This window comes from Micromonospora sp. NPDC000663, from assembly GCF_042898105.1.
GTDB lineage: Bacteria > Actinomycetota > Actinomycetes > Mycobacteriales > Micromonosporaceae > Micromonospora.
On the sequence record NZ_JBIAYR010000003.1, the window covers coordinates 319,266 to 337,258 of the forward strand.

Sequence of the window (17,993 nt, forward strand, 5' to 3'; positions counted from 1 at the left end):
CCTCAGCGCTCGTCAGGCGTCGGCTCGGTGTCACCGGTGTCCGACTCGGACTGCTCCGACCCGATCGGCTCGACGGCACCGGTCTCCGGCGACGGACCTGACGAGGCGATGGGCTCGGAGAGCACCTCGGCCGGGTCGACAGGCTCGGCCGGAGCGGCCGGCAGCGGCACACCCTCGACGGCACCCGCCACACCGGCGGCCGGTGCGGGCACCTCGACGGCAGCCGTACCCCCGAAGAGGCGCGGCAGCGTCTCGGTGTGCGCGGCGCGCAGCTCGTCCAGGCCGATCCGGAACTGGCCGTGCACCTCGAGCGCACCGCCGGTCGGGTCGGTGACGCCGATCAGCTCGAACGGCACGCCCCGCTCGGCGCAGAGCGCCGCGAACGCCTTGTCGTGGCCGCGCGGCACCGACACGAGCGCCCGCGTGGCGGACTCGCTGAACAGGTACACGAACGGCATCGAACCGCCGGCGAACTGCTCCGGCACCGCGATCCGGGCGCCGACGCCACGGCGCAGGCAGGACTCCACAAGGCTCTGGGCGAGCCCACCGTCGGAGAGGTCGTGCGCGGAGGCCAGGTGACCCACCCGGGCGGCCTCGGCCAGCAGGTCGGCCAGCGCCTTCTCCCGGGCGAGGTCGATCTGCGGCGGGATGCCGCCCAGGTGCTCGTGCGTCACCCAGGCCCACTCCGAGCCGGACAGCTCGACGTTCGTCTCGCCGAGCAGGTAGAGCTGGTCGTGGTCGCCGCCGGGGCGCGGGACGAAGCCCATCGGCACCCGGTCGGCCACGTTGTCCAGCACGCCCAGCACGCCTACCACCGGGGTCGGGTGGATGGCCGCCGCACCTGTCTGGTTGTAGAAGCTGACGTTGCCGCCGGTGACCGGGATGCCCAGCTCCAGGCAGCCGTCCGCGAGGCCGCGCACGGCCTCGGCGAACTGCCACATGACACCCGGGTCCTCCGGGGAGCCGAAGTTGAGGCAGTCGGTCACGGCGATCGGCTTCGCGCCGGTCACCGCCACGTTCCGGTACGCCTCGGCGAGGGCCAGCTTGGCGCCGTTGTACGGGTCGAGCCGGGCGTACCGACCGTTGCCGTCCACCGACAGCGCCACACCGAGCCCGGTCCGCTCGTCGAGCCGGATCACGCCGCCGTCCTCCGGCTGCGCGAGGACCGTGTTGCCCAGCACGTACCGGTCGTACTGCTCGGTGACCCAGGTCTTGTCGGCCAGGTTCGGCGACGCGATCATGCGCAGCACGGTCTCCCGCAGCGCCTCCGGGTCGGTCGGGCGGGGCAGCGTCTCGGCCCGGTCGGCCTGGAGCAGGATCAGGTCGGCCGGTTCCCGCATCGGGCGGGCGTACACCGGGCCGTCGTCCACAAGTGAGCCCGGCGGCACGTCGACGACCAGGTGGTCCTGCCAGGTGATCAGCAGTCGACCCGGGCGGCCGTCTGGTTCCGGTGCGGTGACCTCACCGATCGCGGTGGCGAGGACGCCCCACTTCTCGCAGGTCTTGAGCACCGCGTCGAGCTTGTCCGGCTCGACGACAAGGAGCATCCGCTCCTGCGACTCGCTGGCCAGGATCTCGTGCGGGTCCATCGAGGGCTCGCGCAGCGGCACGCGCTCCAGCCAGACCCGCATGCCGGTGCCGGCCGCGGCGGCGGTCTCGGTGAGCGCGCAGGTCAGCCCGGCACCGCCGAGGTCCTGGATGCCGACCACCAACTGGCCGTCGTACAGCTCCAGGCACGCCTCGATCAGCAGCTTCTCGGTGAACGGGTCGCCGACCTGAACGGCGGGGCGGCGTGCCTCGCTGCCCTCGTCGAAGGTCGCGCTGGCCAGCACCGACACACCGCCGATGCCGTCCCGGCCGGTCTTGGCGCCCATCAGCACCACGACGTTGCCGGGGCCAGCGGCGGCCTTGTTCTGGAGTCGGTCGACCGGCAGCACGCCGAGGCAGAGCGCGTTGAGCAGCGGGTTGCCCTGGTAGGAGGGGTCGAAGACCAGCTCACCACCGATGTTGGGCAGGCCCAGGCAGTTACCGTAGCCGCCCACGCCGGCGACGACGCCGGTGAGCACCCGGGCGGTGTCCGGGTGGTCCGCGGCACCGAAACGCAGCGGGTCCATCACCGCGATCGGGCGGGCACCCATGGCGAGGATGTCCCGGACGATGCCGCCGACGCCCGTCGCCGCGCCCTGGTACGGCTCGACGAAACTCGGGTGGTTGTGCGACTCGACCTTGAAGGTCACCGCCAGCTCGTCGGACACCCGCACCACACCGGCGTTCTCACCGATGCCGGCGAGCAGCCTGTCGCTCTGCGGTGCCTTCTCGCCGAACTGGCGCAGGTGCACCTTGCTCGACTTGTAGGAGCAGTGCTCACTCCACATGATCGAGTACATGGCCAGCTCGGACTGGGTGGGCCGGCGGCCGAGGATCTGCCGGATCCGGTCGTACTCGTCGTCGCGGAGCCCCAGCTCGGTGTACGGCTGAAGCTCGCCCGGGGTGCCGTTCGCGCGCGGCACGGTGTCCACGCCGTCGGTCCAGTCGGCGATCGCCGGCTGGACCGGAGCGGCGGGCTGCGCCGGGAGCGGTTCGGCCGACTGCGCCGGGGCGGAGTACGCCTCCGGTGTGTCGCGTACCGGGTCCGGATGGGTGGTCATGACCTCTCCTCGCTGCGCTCGTGCCCGCCAGACCGGCGGTTGAGCAGACCGATGATCGTGCCGCCGGTCACGCCGGCGTCCCCACCAGATGCTTGAGGACCGAGGTGAAGAAGCCGAGGCCGTCCAGCGAGGGGCCGGTGAGCGCCTCCACCGCGTGCTCGGGGTGCGGCATGATGCCGACGACGTTGCCGGCGGAGTTGGTGATCGCGGCGATGTCCCGCAGCGACCCGTTGGGGTTGCCGCCGACGTAGCGGGCGACCACGCGGCCCTCGGCTTCGAGCTGGTCCAGCGTCGCGGCGTCGGCGACGTAGCAGCCCTCGCCGTTCTTCACCGGGACGAGCACCTCCTGGCCGGGCTGGAACGTGTTGGTCCACGCCGTGCCTGCCGACTCGATGCGCAGCACCTGGTCCCGGTTGCGGAAGTGCAGGTGCTGGTTGCGGGTGAGCGCGCCCGGCAGCAGGTGCGCCTCGCAGAGGATCTGGAAGCCGTTGCAGATGCCGAGCACCGGCAGACCACCCTGGGCGGCGGCCACGATCGTCTCCATCACCGGCGCGAACCGGGCGATGGCACCGCAGCGCAGGTAGTCGCCGTAGGAGAAACCGCCGGGCAGGACTACCGCGTCGACCCCGTGCAGATCCGGGTCACCGTGCCAGAGCCGGACCGGCTCGGCGCCGGCGATCCGGACGGCCCGGGCCGCGTCCCCGTCATCGAGCGAGCCAGGGAAGGTGACCACACCGACCCGGGCGGTCACGAGCGGGCGTCCGCGGTCTCGTCGGCCTCGACCAGGCGCACGGTGAAGTCCTCGATGACCGGATTGGCGAGCAGCTTGTCGGCGATCTCCCGGGCGCGGTCCAGGTCCGGTTCACCTGTGAATTCGATCTCGATCCGCCTGCCGATCCGAACCGAGGCGACGTCGCTGACGCCGAGCCGGGGCAGCGCGTTTGCGACGGCCTGGCCCTGCGGATCGAGGATCTCGGGCTTGAGCATGACGTCGACGACGACGCGAGGCACTGGGCACTCCTGACTGTGTACGCAGTTGGGTGCCGACCCACAACGGGCGAGCGCAGCCAGCGTACCTGGCAGATTCCGTCGCGGACGCACCGGTCGGGTGCAGTTCAGACGGTGATCAACATAACGGGTGCCCGGGGCGGTCCGCCAGTCAGGACACGCGGTCTCACCAGGGCATATACGGCGTACGGGGTGGCCGAATCGTTACATTGAATATGCTCGATCAAATCCTTGAAAAACGCTGGCTGTCCGCCCTACTGTACATCGACACAACTCGATGCATAGCGATGGCGGGGACCTCCCGCCGTCGCCGTCCGGCACCCGGCGACCCCGGGCCCGCCCCGTCCAAGGAGTCACCCGATGCGCATCCGTCCCCTGCTCGCCGTGCTCGGCACCGCGCTGGTCGGCGTCCTCGGCGCCACGTCCGGAGCGGTCGCCGCCCCGGCCGGCCCGCAACCCATCATCGGCGGCGGCACCGTCTCGTCGGCCCCCTGGGCCGCCGCAGTGCTCAGCAACGGCTCGTTCACCTGCTCCGGCAGCGTGATCGCCCCGCAGTGGGTGCTCACCGCCCGGCACTGCATCAACGGCACCATGTCGGTACGCGTCGGAAGCGTGAACCGCACCTCCGGCGGGGTCACCCGCACGGTCAGCGCCACCTACACCCGTAACGACCTGGCCCTCATGCGCCTCTCCAGCACCGTCAGCACCTCGGCGGTGAGCCTGGCCAGCAGCAACCCGCCGATCAACTCGACCAACTCGATCTACGGCTGGGGCATGACCTGCTACAGCGGCTGCTCGGCGTCCACCACGCTGAAGACCGCTACCGTCCGGGTCACCAGCAACAGCGCCACCGACGCGTACGGCGGGCAGGCGATCCGCAGCACCCGGATCAACGGCAACGCCTGGCGCGGTGACTCCGGCGGACCGCAGTTCTACAACGGCCAGCAGGTCGGCGTCGCCTCCACCGCCGACGGGTCGAGCATCCAGAACTACGGCAGCGTTGCGTACAACCGGGCCTGGATCTCCTCGACTGCCGGTGTCTGACGGTTAGCGCCCCGCGCGGCGTGGATGGTCGACCGAGTGCCGACCGTCCGCGCCGCGCTGTTTTGCAGCATCCGATCAGGTGAACAATGCACCCGATCGGGGCTCCCCGCTCCTGACAGCATCGGAACCGTGCTGGTCGTGACGACGGATCAACTGCCCGGCTACGAGATCCGCCAGATCCTCGGTGAGGTGGTGTCATCGATGGCCAGGACGCGCAACCCGTACCGCGAGGGTGTCAAGAACCTGCGCGGTGGCGCGTACGACCCGATGGCACCTGACAACCTGACCCGGTGGCGTACCGACTCGGTGTCCCGCCTCGGCGAGGAGGCCCTGCGGCTCGGCGCGAACGCCGTGATCGGCATGCGGTTCGACAGCCGGGACTGCGGCGAGATGTGGATGGAGATCTGCGCGTACGGCACGGCGGTGATCGCCGTACCCAAGATGCCCGAGGTCATGCCCTCCGACCAGCCGGTGGTGGCGGCGGAGACCGCCACCGACCCGGCCTTCGCCGAGTCTCTCGGCGGCATCGCCGAACCCGCAAGCGCCCCCAACCTGAGAACCGCCGCCGAGACCCCCACCGGCGAGTAACCCCGGCGGGGTTACAGGATCGGGGGCGGGGAGTACGTGGCGGCGTGCGGGTGGGCCTCCACCACCGTGGTGATACGCCTGGTCACCGCCTGGACCTGGGCCGTCGCGGTGCCGACGAAGGCGGTGCGGTCGGCGACCAGGGTGTCGATGTCGGCGCGGGACAGGCCCAGCCGGCCGTCGGCGGCCAGGCGGTCGAACAGGTCGTTCTCCGGGGCGCCCTTCTCGCGCATGGCAAGCGCCACGGCGACCGAGTGCTCCTTAATCACCTCGTGGGCGACCTCCCGGCCGACGCCGCGCCGGACCGCCGCCACCAGGATCTTCGTGGTGGCCAGGAACGGCAGGAACCGCTCCAACTCCCGGTTGATCACCGCCGGGTACGCGCCGAACTCGTCGAGCACCGTGAGGAACGTCTGGAACAGCCCATCGGCGGCGAAGAACGCGTCCGGCAGGGCCACCCGGCGGACCACCGAGCAGGACACGTCCCCCTCGTTCCACTGGTCGCCGGCCAGCTCACCGACCATCGACAGATAACCCCGGATGATCACCGCGAAGCCGTTCACGCGCTCCGACGAGCGAGTGTTCATCTTGTGCGGCATCGCGCTGGAACCGACCTGGCCCGGCTTGAAGCCCTCGGTCACCAACTCCTGGCCGACCATCAGCCGGATCGTGGTGGCCAGCGACGACGGCGCGGCGGCGGTCTGCGCCAACGCGGCAAGCACGTCGAAGTCCAACGAACGCGGGTAGACCTGCCCCACGCTGTCCAGCACCCGTGAGAAGCCCAGGTGCTCGGCGACCCGGCGCTCCAGGTCGGCCACCCTGTCGGCGTCGCCGTCGAAGAGGTCGAGCTGGTCGGCGGACGTGCCGACCGGCCCTTTGATCCCCCGCAGCGGGTAGCGGGCGATCAGCTCCTCCAGTCGCTCGTACGCGATCAGCAGCTCCTCCGCCGCCGACGCGAAGCGCTTGCCCAGCGTGGTGGCCTGCGCCGCCACGTTGTGCGAGCGGCCGGTCATCACCAGCTCGGAATGCTCGTGGGCCAGCCAGGCCAGCCTGGCGAGGGTGGCCACCACCCGGTCCCGGATCAGTTCCAGCGAGGCACGCACCTGGAGTTGCTCGACGTTCTCGGTGAGGTCCCGCGAGGTCATCCCCTTGTGCACGTGCTCGAAGCCGGCGAGCGCGCTGAACTCCTCGATCCGGGCCTTCACGTCGTGCCGGGTGACCCGCTCCCGCTGGGCGATCGAGGCGAGGTCGACCTGGTCGAGCACCCTCTCGTACGCCTCGACCACGCCGTCCGGCACCGGTACGCCCAGATCACGCTGGGCGCGGAGCACGGCGAGCCAGAGCCGCCGCTCCATCCGGACCTTCTCCTCGGGCGACCAGAGGGCGACCAACTCGGGTGAGGCGTACCGGTTGGCGAGCACGTTGGGGATCGTCGTCACGTACCTCATTCTCTCCTACCCGGCGGTTCGCCCAGCCGGGAGGCCACGCCGGGAGCCGGTGGGGCGTGTCAGCCGTTTTGTCGCCCGGGGCGTTGCGCTGCCAGCAGGTATCGGATCATGGTCTCCGTCTGATCTCCGGCGAAGCCGAATCCACCCTCACGACAGAGGCATGCATGCGTAGAAGATCCCTCGCCGGCCTCACCGCGATCGCGGTGACCGGCGGCACCCTGCTTGCAACCGGCGCACCCGCCCAGGCAGCCGAAACGACCCTGTATGTCAAGAAGGCCGCCGCGAACTGCTCCGACCAGGGGCCCGGCTCCTCGACGGAGCCGTTCTGCACGATCGGCGCCGCCACCGCCGTGGCCACCGCCGGCCAGACCGTCCGCGTCTACGACGGGGACTATGCCGAGCGCGTCACCTTCACCCGCTCCGGCACCCCCGACGAGCCGATCGGCTTCATCGCCAACGGCAGTGCGGTCCGGCTCGTCGGGCCGACCGCTGGCCTGGTCATCGACGGTCAGCACGACATCGGCCTCCAGGCTTTCAAGGTCGCCGGGACGGGGCTCGACATCCCCGCCCTGGACATCCGCAACTCCTCGAACATCGAGGTCGCCGGCGGCACCTACACGATGGCCAACGCCGCGACGGCACCCGCCGTGCGGCTCACCGGTGTGACGATGGCCAGCCTGCGGGACATCATCGGCAGCGGAACGGCGCTCACCAACGGAATCACTGTGGACGCCACCTCCGCCGACGTGACCGTGGAGCGCGCGATGCTGCTCACCGGATCGCAGTACGACAGCGTCGACCACAGCTCGGGCATCCGGGTCCAGGGGGCTCGCAACAGCGTCCTCGACAGCATCGTCGGCGGCTTCACCGGCGCCGCCATCGAGATCGCGCCGGGCGCCTCCGGCACGGTGCTGGCCAACAACGACATCAGGGGCGGGGCCGGTCACGGCATCCACAACCGCGGGGCCGCCAACACGGCGATCACCAACAACTCCGTCAAGGACCGCTGCGTCGACGGCGTCCGGGTCGACGGGGCGTCCTCCGCTGTCTCCGTGCAGAACAACACGTTCAGCAACAACGGTCAGTCCCGCCAGAGCTTCTGCGACCCCCAGCTCACCGGCGGGGTCGAGATCGGCGTCCACGACCAGTCCCTGACCAGCACCGTGGTCGACTACAACAACACGTACCACAGCGCCTCCCCGTCCTCGACGAACTACTCCTGGAACGGGACCGTCATGGGCCTGGCCCCGTTCCGCACCGCGTCCGGCCAGGCCGCGCACGACCGGGACACGGCGAACGCCAAAGACCGGATCGACTCGGCGAACTCGGCGGCACCCGGCTTTCCGGAGCTCGACAGCCAGAACCGATCGCGTCGTGACGACCCGGCGGTGGCGAACACCGGAGCGGGCCCGATCACGTACGCCGACCGGGGCATCATCGAGAGCATCAAGTCCCCGCAGGTGTTCTTCGACGTCAGCCTGGACCTGGGCACGAGCTCGGTCACCGTGGACGCCTCCTCCTCCACGCCGGGCTTCGTCCCGATCAAGGAGTACGTGTTCAACTTCGGCGACGGCACCGACGTCGTCACCCAGGCCGCCCCGACCGCCACGCACCGGTACGCCAACCCGGGCACGTACGACGTCACGGTCCTCGCCCGCGGCGAGGACGACATGCAGGGCAGTAGCACCGAGCAGGTGAGCGTGCTGCGGCGTACCGCGAGCGTGGGTCTGCTCGCGCTGTCCAACCTCAGGTACGTCGGTGCCGTACCCATGCGACCGGACCAGGTCAGCTTGACCGCCACCGCGCAGTACGACCTGGCGGACGCTGGCGACGGCCAGGTCGCCCTCGTCGCACGGGCCAACGGCCGCTACGTCACGCAGTCGGCAAACGAGAACCTGGACGCCGAGAGCCAGGTCGTCGGCACGCCGGAGAGGTTCACTGTCGTCCGGAACACCGACGGCACCATCAGCCTCAGGGCGAGCAACGGCCTGTACGTCACCGCCGACCCCAGCGGCTCCTTCACGGTGTCGGCGAGCAGTCCGGCGATCAGCACCTGGGAGAAGTTCCACCAGGTCCCGGTCGTCGACGCGAACAGGTCGCTGAAGGCCAGCGTGAACGGCCGGTTCGTGATGTCCGACAACACCGGGACGAAGCCGCTGATCGCGAGTTCGACGACCGCCAGCACGTGGGAGCGGTTCGACATCGTCGACCTGGGCAACGGACAGGTCGCCCTGCTCGCCCGCGCCAACAGGCGCTTCGTCACTGCCGACGGCGCCGGCAGCAAGCCGCTGATCGCGACCCGTCCCACGGTCAGCCTGTGGGAGCAGTTCACGATGGTCCGCAACAGTGACGGCACGGTGAGTTTCAAGGCCACCGTCAACAACAAGTACGTGAGTGCCGACGGCGCGGGCAGCAAGCCGTTGATCGCCAACGGCCCCGCGGTCAGCACCTGGGAGAAGTTCACCCTCGGCTGAGTCGTCCCCGCCGTTCGACGCCCGCCGGACCTTCGGGTCCGGCGGGCGTCGCCGTGTGAAGGGGGTCAGCGCAACTCGTAAACCGTGACGCTGCCGGAGACGAGACGCACCTGGGCCAGCCCGGCCAGCGCCTGTGACACCTCGCCGGCCCGCGTGTCGGCGAACAGCCAACGGACCCGGTACTCGGCGCGCAACCGGTCCAGGTCGGCGACGGTGGGCGTGCGGAAGACCCGCTCGTTCAGCGCGAACCGGGTCGGGTCGGGCGGGTCCTGCCGTACGTAGCCGAGGCCCCGCCGACCGTTCGCGGCGACTGCGGCGTCCGTGTAGGCCCAGCTCTCGATCACCGTCCGGTGCCCGCCCAGCCCGGTCACCCAGTAGGCGCGGGCGTCGCAGTGCGCGGTGGTAGGTACCGGCCGACAGTGCACGTTAGTGGCCACCACGTCGTCGTCCGCGGCGTGCTCGTCGAGCCAGAGCGCGGCCCGCATCTCCGCAGCCGTCACAGTGGACGGCAGCGCGACCGACGCGGATCGACCCGGCGCGACCTGGACGTACCGGACGGCGCCGTCGACCCCCCGCGCGACGCTCGCCCCCAGCAGCGCCGCCGTGATGCCGGCCAGCGCCACTGCCACGACCCGTCGTCGTCCGCCGCCGGCCCGGCGACGGCGACCCAGCAGCGCGTGCACGCCTACCGCGATCAGCGCGGCCAGCAGGAGAAGGACCGCGAGCCGCAGGTACGACCGCCCGAGGATGCCCGCCCAACCGGCCATGGTCGCGGCCGGCCGGGCCATCAGGGGTACGACGAGGTACGACGCCACGCCGAGCAGCGCGGCGCACACAGCCACCGGCCAGGACGGCCGGAGCATGGTGAGCAGCCACACGGTCAGCACGGCGCCGAACGGAAGCACGTCCAGCCAGAAGTAGACCTGGCTCAGCGAGGGATGGTGCAGCGTCCAGATGCCGCCCGCACCGGCCAGGATCGCGCCGGAGAGCAGCCAGGGCGCCGGATCGGCGCGCCGCGGCCCGGTGAGGATCAGCATGCCGATCAGCCGGGGCAGCTGCACCAGCAGCCACCAGCCGAGCAGGGCGAACGTCAACAGCCATCCGGCGGCCCCCGCCCGGGCGAGACCGAACGGCAGCAGCCCGCCGCCGCGCACCCCGTCACCCGCGCCGATGGTCTCCCGGTACTGCGGCATGGCGTGCAGGAACGCGAACGCCTGCGGGCTCAGGGTGCCCGCCCCGCCCCCGGCGAAGAGCAGGTAGCCGGCACCCATCGGCGCCACGAGACACAGCAGCGTGGCGAGTGCCGGCCAGGGCACCCGCCGCCCCTGCCACCAGGTGGCGACAAGGGCGACACCGACGCCGGCGATCAGCGGCGGCAGCGCGCTGGACTTCGAGCCGGCGCAGGCCAGCCCGAGGGCGGGCAGCAGCGCCCAGGCGACACCCAGCGGTCGCCCGCGTACGGCGTCGACGCAGATGCCGCCGAGCAGCACGAGCAGCGGCAGGACGTACGTCTGGGACGGGCTGGAGAAGGAGAAGGCGAACGCGCCGTCCGCGATGGCCGAGTTGACGGCCACCGGCATGCCGAGCCCCGCCGCCGCGCCCGCAAGCGGTCCTGCCCACCAGCGTTCGGACAGGTCCCGGGCCAGCCCGGCGGTGACCAGCACGGTGATGATGGCGACCGGTGCCAGCCACAACCGGAGCAGGACCGTCGCGGGCGGAATTCCGGTGATCATGCTGCCGGCGGCCATGTGCGCGTCGGACAGGTAGTGGTAGCGCAGCGGTTCACCGGCCATCTGCGGCAGTTGGAACGGCAGATCCCGGGTCAGCTCCTGCACCAGCGACAGGTGGTACAGCAGATCCTGGTAGTACGTGTGGTTCACCGGCGGCAGCGGCACCAGACGCCACTGCGCGACAGCCCAGAGCAGCACCAGCAGCAGCACCGCGACGATCGACCAGTGCCAGGCGAGCGGGAGCGGCCGGCGGGGCCCGACCCGCCAGTGCCGGCGCAGCCGCGGAACGACGGCGAAGGCCAGCACCACGGGCACCGGCCACCACCGCAGCAGGTGCTGCTGGCCGGTGGCGGCGGCGGCGACCCAGGCGCCGAGTTCGAGAAGAAGGCCTGTCGCCGCGCCGTAGCCCAGGTCCTCCGGCAGGTTGCCCCGGCCACCGCGTACCGCCCGGTGCACCAACGTGCCGGGCAGCAACAGGGCCAACGACCAGTACGCCGCGTAGCGGACCACGTCGCCGGCGGGCACGTCGGTGTACCACCAGGCGGCCGGCAGCGCGGCGAGCAGGACAGCCCACGGCAGGGCGGCGGCCACAGTGGAACCGATGGACCGGGCGGGCCGCCGGTCGGGCGTCGTCGCGGGGGCGGGCGCGGCCGGTTCCACGAGCGCGAGCGAGTCAGCCACGGACGCTGCCCACAGGCGTGCCGGCGATCGGGGAGGCCAGCTCGGTGTCCGCCGAGTCGGCGCCGACGTGGTACATCGGCCGGCCCTGCACCGTCGCGTAGATCCGCCCGACGTACTCGCCGAGCAGGCCCAGGCAGACCAGCTGCACGCCGCCGAGGAGCAGGACCGCGACGAACGTCGACGTCCAACCCGGGATGGTCAGACCACGCAGGTACGCCACGACGCCGAACCCGACGAGGCCCAGACAGGCCAGGAAGCTGACCGCGCCGAGCCAGGTGGCGAGGCGCAGCGGCGCGGCGGAGAAGTTGGCGACGCTGTCCCAGGCGAGCGCGATCATCCGCGGCAGCGGGTACTTCGTCTCGCCCGCCGCCCGTGTCTCCCGGACGTAGCGCACCTCCGCGCTGGCGAATCCGAGCGCGGGCACCAGCAGCCGGTAGACAGGGGTGCGTTCGGGAAGCTGACGCAGTGTCTCGACCACCTCCCGACTGACCAGTCGGAAGTCGCCGGCCTGGGCGGGCACCTCCGCGCCGACGAGCCGCCGCATCAGCCGGTAGTAGAGCTGCGCCGTACGCCGTTTGAACACCGTGTCGGAGCTGCGGTCCGCGCGTACGCCGTACACGACGTCGACGCCCTGCGAACGGGCCACCCGCAGCATCTCGGCGACCGCCTCCGGGGGGTCCTGGAGGTCGGCGTCCAGGCTGACCACCCACTGCCCTCGGGCGCGGTACAGGCCGGCGGTCAACGCCGCCTGGTGTCCACTGTTGCGGCGCAACCGGACCAGGCGCAGTTGCGGCCAGTCCCGCGCATGGGTGAGCAGCACCGCGACTGTGTCGTCCCGGCTGCCGTCGTCGACGGCCACCACCTCGTAGTCGACGCCTAGCGCGTCGAGCACCGGACGCAGCCGGGCGATCAGGGCCGGGATGACAGCGGCCTCGTTGTACATGGGAATGACGACAGACAGCACCAACACTTACCGGCCCCGTTCCGGACGCCTGCGGCATCGAACGCACCTCGTTCGGGGTGCGGACGGTCACCGTTACCCGGCAACCTCACCGGCGGTCGGCCACCCGTTGAACAGGACGTGAACGTCGACGTGCTTCCTCCCCGATCTCTGCGTCCGGTCGGGCGGCGGGCCGGAACGGCTCCGGTGGCCGTTTTGTCGCCCCGGTCAGCGCCTCGACCTGGTGTGGTGCATGATCGGCCTCATCTGATTCCGGCGTCGCCGGGTCCTCCTTTTTCCTCGAGGCCAGCATGCGTAAATCCCTCTTCTCCGGTCTCGTGACCATCGTCCTGACCGGCGGCGCACTGGTGGGCACCACAGTGCCCGCCCAGGCCGACACACCGACGACGCTGTACGTCCGGCAAAATCCCGCCGCCAACTGCTCCGACGCGTACCCGGGCACCCTGGCGCAGCCGTTCTGCTCGATCGGGGCCGCCGCCGCGATCGTCACCGCCGGGCAGACGGTCGACATCGGTGGCGGCGTCTACCTGGAGCGGGTAAACGTCACCGCGTCCGGCACCCCGCAACAGCCAATCGTGTTCACTACCAACGCCAGCTCCAACTCGGCCACCCTGTCCGGCGCGACGGCCGGTTTCGTCATCGACGGCCAGCACGACGTGGTGTTGCAGAACATGCGTGTCTTCGGGTCAGCCGGCGTGCCAACCGTGGACGCCCGCAACTCGTCGGGCGTCACCATCCGCGGTGGCGGCTACGGTCTGAACAGACCCGCGAACTCCCCCGTGATCCGGTTCGCCGGTGTCACCGGTTCGAGCGTGTCGAATACGACAGTCATCGGGTATGCCTCCACCGCCGGCGTCGCCGTGGACGCGGCCAGCAGCGACGTCCACATCCTGGGCGCCACCGTTCAGGGCGATGCCAGCTACACCGCCGCCGACCACACCGCCGGCGTCCGGATCGACGGGCCGCGCAACTCGTACGTGGGTGGCCAGGTCCACGGCTTCACGGACGCGGCCGTCGCGCTCGGCCCGGACGCGACCGGCACCGTGGTGGCCAACAACCTGATCTCCGGCGGCGCCGGTCACGGCGTGCACAACAACGGTGCCACCGATACGGCGATCACCAACAACACGATCAAGGACCGCTGCCGCGACGGCATCCGCGTCGACGGAGCCTCGTCCGGCGTCTCCGTCCAGAACAACGTCCTCATCACGAACGGCTACTTCAGCCAGGGCTACTGCGACCCGGCGTTCCTCGACGGCGTCGAGATCGGCGTCTACGACGGCGCAGTCGGCAAGACGATCGTCGACTACAACAACGCCCACCACTACTACAACGACTCCCCGCAGATCTACGCCTGGAACACCCGGATGAGCCTCGCGGCGTTCCGGGCGGCCTCCGGTCAGGCCGCACACGACCGGGAGACCGGACAGGCCCCGGACAGCTACGACTCGGCGAACTCCGCAGCCCCCGGCTACCCCGAACTCGACCGCACCGGACAGCAACGGATCGACGACCCGACAGTGCCGAACACCGGCGCCGGCCCGGTCACCTACGCCGACCGCGGCGCCGTGGAAACCATCCGCACCCCCGTGGTGCGGTTCGATATCGGCCTGAACCTGGAGAACCGCTCGGTGACCGTGGACGCGTCCGCCTCCACCCCCGGCCTGGCCCCGATCGCCTCCTACGAGTTCAGTTTCGGCGACAACAGCGTGGTCACCCAGGCCGGCCCGATCGCCTCACACACCTACACGAACCCGGACCACTACACCCTCAGCATCAGGATCACCGGCACCGACGGCCGGTCGACGACTCGGACCGAGGACATCAGCGTCCTGCGGCGGACCGGCACGGTGGGTCTGCGCGCCCTGTCCAACCGCCGCTACGTCAGCTACGAGACGGGCGGCGTACTCCTGCCGAACCAGGCCGAGCCGAGCACGATCGCACAGTTCGACCTGGTGGACGCCGGTGACGGGCGAGTCGCGCTCTTCTCCCGCGCGGTCGGGCGCTACGTGGGCCTCTCCGAGTTCGACGCTGTCACTGTGGTGGCCCGGAGCACGCGCGTGCGCTCGCAGGAGCAGTTCACCCAGGTCCGCAACAGCGACGGCAGCCTCAGCCTCCAAGCCATGAACACCGCCCAGTACGTCACCGCGGATCCCGGCGGCACCCTCGCGATGAGCGCCAGCAGCCCCACCATCAACACCTGGGAGAAGTTCCTCCAGGTGAACCTCCCGGACGTCAACACGTCCCTGAAGGCCAAGGTCAACAACCGCTACGTCAGCGCCGACGGCGCGGGCGCCAAGCCGCTGATCGCCTCCGCCCCGACGGCGAGCCTGTGGGAACGGTTCGACGTGATCGACCTCGGCAACGGCCAGGTCGGCCTCCTCGCCCGGGTCAACAACAAGTTCGTCTCCGCCGACGGCGCGGGCTCCAAACCTCTCATCGCCAGCGCACCGACCGCCAGCACCTGGGAACGGTTCACCATGGTCCGCAACAGCGACGGCACAGTCAGCCTCCGAGCCGCCATCAACGGCAGGTTCGTCAGCGCGGACGGCGCCGGCTCCAAGCCCCTGATCGCCAACGGCCCGGCCATCAGCACCTGGGAGAAGTTCACCCTCGGCTGAGCCGCTCAACGATCGACGCCCGCCAGACCCTCGGGTCCGGCGGGCGTCGTCGTTCACAGCCTCTGCGCTCAGCGCTCCAGGATCGCCGTCACGCCCTGGCCGCCTGCGGCGCAGATGGAGATCAGGCCTCGTCCGCTGCCCTTCTCGGCCAGCAGCTTCGCCAGCGTGGCCACGATCCGGCCGCCGGTGGCGGCGAACGGGTGGCCGGCGGCCAGCGACGAGCCGTTGACGTTGAGCCGGTCGGTGTCGATGGCGCCGAGCGGAGCGTCCAGGCCGAGCCGGTCCTTGCAGAACTCCGGCGACTCCCAGGCGGCGAGGGTGGCCAGCACCTGCGACGCGAACGCCTCGTGGATCTCGTAGTAGTCGAAGTCCTGCAACGTGAGCCCGGCCCGGGCCAGCATCCGGGGCACCGCGTACGTGGGGGCCATCAGCAGCCCTTCGTCGCCGTGCACGAAGTCCACCGCCGCCGTCTCGGACCAGCTGAACCAGGCCAGCACCGGCAGGTTGTGCGCCGCCGCCCACTCCTCGCTGGCCAGCAGCACCGTCGAGGCGCCGTCGGTGAGCGGCGACGAGTTGCCTGCGGTCATCGTGGCGTGCTCGGCGTCCGGACCGCGGGTGCCGAAGACCGGCTTGAGCGAGCCGAGCTTCTCCACGCTTGTGTCCGGGCGGAGGTTCTGGTCGCGGGTGAGCCCCAGGTACGGGGTCATGAGGTCGTCGAAGAAGCCCCTGTCGTACGCGGCGGCGAGTCGCTGGTGCGACCGCAACGCCAGTTCGTCCTGGGAGCGCCTGTCGATCTGCCAGCGCACTGCGGTCTGGGCGGCGTGGTCCCCCATGGACAGGCCGGTACGCGGTTCGGCGTTGCGGGGGATGTCCGGCTTGAACGGCTGGAGCGGGCGCAGCTTCGCGGCGATCTTCAGCCGTTCGCCGAGAGTGCGGGCGGAGTTGAGTTTGAGCAGCGTACGGCGCATGTCCTCGTTGACGGCGAGGGGCGCGTCGGAGGTGGTGTCGACACCGCCGGCGATGCCCACGTCGAGCTGCCCGAGGGCGATCTTGTTGGCGACCAGGATCGTGGCCTCCAGGCCGGTGCCGCAGGCCTGCTGGATGTCGTACGCGGGGGTGTGCGGGTCGAGTCGCGACCCGAGGACGACCTCACGGGTGAGGTTGAAGTCGCGGGAGTGCTTGAGCACGGCGCCGGTGACCACCTCGCCGACCCGCTGCCCGGCCAGCCCGTACCTGGCGATGAGACCGTCCAGCGCGGCGCCGAGCAGGTCGGCGTTTGACGCGTCCGCGTAGCGGGAGTTCGAACGGGCGAAGGGGATGCGGTTGCCCCCGATGACCGCGACCCGCCGGATGCTCTGCACGATCCGCCTCCTCCGAGATGTGTTGCACCAACCCTACTCGCCAGTAGGCTACGCCCATGACCGACAGGTACGCGAGCTTCGTCCAATCGGCCGCCGGCCGCACGCTGGTCAAGCGCCTCGGGCTTCCCGACCCGCCCCGACTGCGCCGGCACCACCCCGGCGACCCGCTGCTGACCGGGCCGGCCCTGCTGGGTGCGGCCACCGGCGGCCGGCTTGCCGAGCCGGTCGCGGAGATCCTGACCGCCGCCGGGGTCGAGCTGGCCGACCCGGCCGCAGAGCCGCAGAGCGACACCCCGCAGCGGTACGGTGCGCTGCTCTTCGACGCCACCGGGATCACCGATTCGGCCGGCCTGCGCCAGCTCTACGACTTCTTCCACCCGCAGGCCCGGGCCGTGCTGCCCAGCGGCCGGGTGATCGTGCTCGGCACCCCGCCAGACGAGTGTCCGACGCCTCGCGAGGCGACTGCGCAGCGCGCCCTGGAAGGGCTGGTGCGCAGCATCGGCAAGGAGTTCGGCCGGGGCACCACCGCGCAGCTCGTCTACGTGACACGTGACACAAGCGCCGCCGGCACCCGGACGAGCCTCGAATCGACAGTGCGGTTCCTCCTGTCCGGCCGGTCCGCGTACGTCTCGGGGCAGGTCGTCCGGGTCGGCGCCGGCGAGGCGAGCGCCCCGGCGGACTGGGACCGCCCGCTGGACGGGCAGGTCGTGCTTGTCACCGGCGCGGCCCGGGGCATCGGCGCGGCGCTTGCGAAGGTGCTCGCCCGCGACGGCGCGCAGGTGATGGCCCTGGACATTCCGGCCGCCGGTGACGCCCTCGCGGCGGTGGCGAACGAGATCGGCGGGACGGCCGTGCAGCTCGATTTGACCGCACCGGACGCGCCGACCCGGCTCGCCGACCACCTGGCCAGCCGGCACGGTCGGGTCGACGTGGTGGTGCACAACGCCGGAATCACCAGGGACAAAACACTCGGCCGGATGGATGCCGACAGGTGGGATCAGGTGATCGACGTCAACCTCTCCAGCCAGGAGCGGATCAACGACGTACTGCTGGAACGGGGGCTGATTCCGACCGGCGGGCGGATCGTGGCGGTCTCCTCGATCGCCGGGATCGCCGGCAATCGGGGGCAGACCAACTACGCCACGAGCAAGGCCGGCGTCATCGGGCTTGTCGACTCGCTCGCCCCGGCCCTGCGCGAGCGGGGAATCAGCGTCAACGCGGTGGCCCCCGGCTTCATCGAGACCCGGTTGACCGCGCGCATCCCGCTCGTGGTCCGGGAGGCGGGCCGGCGGATGAACAGCCTGTCGCAGGGCGGTCTGCCGGTGGATGTGGCCGAGACAATCAGCTGGCTGGCCTGGCCGGCGTCTGGCGCGGTCAGCGGCAACGTGGTCCGGGTCTGCGGCCAGAGCCTGCTGGGGGCGTGATGGGCGGC

General features: G+C 71.0%; 12 protein-coding genes. 5 read left to right on the top strand and 7 right to left on the bottom strand.

Annotation, left to right across the window (positions count from 1 at the left end):
• Positions 1-2: 2 nt before the first annotated feature.
• The 3 genes from purL to purS form a co-directional block, all read right to left on the bottom strand.
• Positions 3-2,648: a phosphoribosylformylglycinamidine synthase subunit PurL gene (gene purL / locus ACFY1S_RS13765; protein ID WP_387116806.1), complete on the bottom strand. Its 2,646-nt coding sequence runs from the start codon at positions 2,646-2,648 to the stop codon at positions 3-5.
• A 67-nt stretch (positions 2,649-2,715) separates the two neighbouring features.
• A complete protein-coding gene (gene purQ, locus ACFY1S_RS13770; RefSeq protein WP_387116809.1) occupies positions 2,716-3,399 on the bottom strand; it encodes a phosphoribosylformylglycinamidine synthase subunit PurQ in 684 nt (227 codons plus the stop codon).
• On the bottom strand, positions 3,396-3,659 hold the full coding sequence (purS, locus tag ACFY1S_RS13775) for a phosphoribosylformylglycinamidine synthase subunit PurS (RefSeq protein ID WP_030332194.1): 264 nt from the start codon (positions 3,657-3,659) through the stop codon (positions 3,396-3,398). The genes purQ and purS overlap by 4 nt, the downstream gene beginning before the upstream one ends.
• A gap of 357 nt (positions 3,660-4,016) precedes the next feature.
• On the opposite strand from purS, the gene ACFY1S_RS13780 reads away from it, so the two are divergent.
• Positions 4,017-4,700, top strand: a complete 684-nt coding sequence (locus ACFY1S_RS13780; protein ID WP_387116812.1) for a S1 family peptidase — start codon at positions 4,017-4,019, stop codon at positions 4,698-4,700.
• 24 nt (positions 4,701-4,724) lie between these two features.
• Positions 4,725-5,288, top strand: a complete 564-nt coding sequence (locus ACFY1S_RS13785; RefSeq protein ID WP_364369697.1) for a YbjQ family protein — start codon at positions 4,725-4,727, stop codon at positions 5,286-5,288.
• 11 nt (positions 5,289-5,299) lie between these two features.
• Here ACFY1S_RS13785 and purB read toward each other — a convergent pair whose 3' ends face one another.
• Positions 5,300-6,724, bottom strand: coding sequence for an adenylosuccinate lyase (purB, locus tag ACFY1S_RS13790; RefSeq protein WP_387116815.1), 1,425 nt, complete (start codon positions 6,722-6,724; stop codon positions 5,300-5,302).
• Between the two features lie 173 nt (positions 6,725-6,897).
• Between purB and ACFY1S_RS13795 the strand changes: the two genes are divergently transcribed.
• On the top strand, positions 6,898-9,207 hold the full coding sequence (locus ACFY1S_RS13795; protein ID WP_387116819.1) for a PKD domain-containing protein: 2,310 nt from the start codon (positions 6,898-6,900) through the stop codon (positions 9,205-9,207).
• 65 nt (positions 9,208-9,272) lie between these two features.
• On the opposite strand, the gene ACFY1S_RS13800 is transcribed toward ACFY1S_RS13795, so the two are convergent.
• Both ACFY1S_RS13800 and ACFY1S_RS13805 read right to left on the bottom strand, forming a co-directional pair.
• On the bottom strand, positions 9,273-11,618 hold the full coding sequence (locus ACFY1S_RS13800; RefSeq protein WP_387116822.1) for a hypothetical protein: 2,346 nt from the start codon (positions 11,616-11,618) through the stop codon (positions 9,273-9,275).
• Complete coding sequence (locus tag ACFY1S_RS13805; protein WP_387116825.1) at positions 11,611-12,588, bottom strand: glycosyltransferase family 2 protein; 978 nt, start codon at positions 12,586-12,588, stop codon at positions 11,611-11,613. Before ACFY1S_RS13805 ends, ACFY1S_RS13800 begins: the two co-directional genes overlap by 8 nt.
• A 281-nt stretch (positions 12,589-12,869) precedes the next feature.
• Here ACFY1S_RS13805 and ACFY1S_RS13810 point away from each other — a divergent pair, with 281 nt between their 5' ends.
• A complete protein-coding gene (locus ACFY1S_RS13810; protein WP_387116828.1) occupies positions 12,870-15,200 on the top strand; it encodes a PKD domain-containing protein in 2,331 nt (776 codons plus the stop codon).
• A gap of 68 nt (positions 15,201-15,268) precedes the next feature.
• Here the strand turns inward: ACFY1S_RS13810 and ACFY1S_RS13815 are convergent, their stop codons facing one another.
• A complete protein-coding gene (locus ACFY1S_RS13815; protein ID WP_387116831.1) occupies positions 15,269-16,561 on the bottom strand; it encodes an acetyl-CoA C-acetyltransferase in 1,293 nt (430 codons plus the stop codon).
• A gap of 56 nt (positions 16,562-16,617) precedes the next feature.
• Here ACFY1S_RS13815 and ACFY1S_RS13820 point away from each other — a divergent pair, with 56 nt between their 5' ends.
• Positions 16,618-17,985 (top strand): 3-oxoacyl-ACP reductase, encoded by a 1,368-nt coding sequence (locus tag ACFY1S_RS13820; protein ID WP_387116835.1) that lies wholly within the window; start codon positions 16,618-16,620, stop codon positions 17,983-17,985.
• Positions 17,986-17,993 lie beyond the last annotated feature (8 nt).

Excerpts from the sequence above, each read along its gene's own strand:
- ACFY1S_RS13810 (WP_387116828.1), top strand. The coding sequence starts at position 12,870 with ATGCGTAAATCCCTCTTCTCCGGTCTCGTGACCATCGTCCTGACCGGC.
- ACFY1S_RS13785 (WP_364369697.1), top strand. The coding sequence starts at position 4,725 with ATGGTCGACCGAGTGCCGACCGTCCGCGCCGCGCTGTTTTGCAGCATC.
- purL (WP_387116806.1), bottom strand. The coding sequence starts at position 2,648 with ATGACCACCCATCCGGACCCGGTACGCGACACACCGGAGGCGTACTCC.
- ACFY1S_RS13780 (WP_387116812.1), top strand. The coding sequence starts at position 4,017 with ATGCGCATCCGTCCCCTGCTCGCCGTGCTCGGCACCGCGCTGGTCGGC.
- ACFY1S_RS13820 (WP_387116835.1), top strand. The coding sequence starts at position 16,618 with ATGACCGACAGGTACGCGAGCTTCGTCCAATCGGCCGCCGGCCGCACG.
- ACFY1S_RS13795 (WP_387116819.1), top strand. The coding sequence starts at position 6,898 with ATGCGTAGAAGATCCCTCGCCGGCCTCACCGCGATCGCGGTGACCGGC.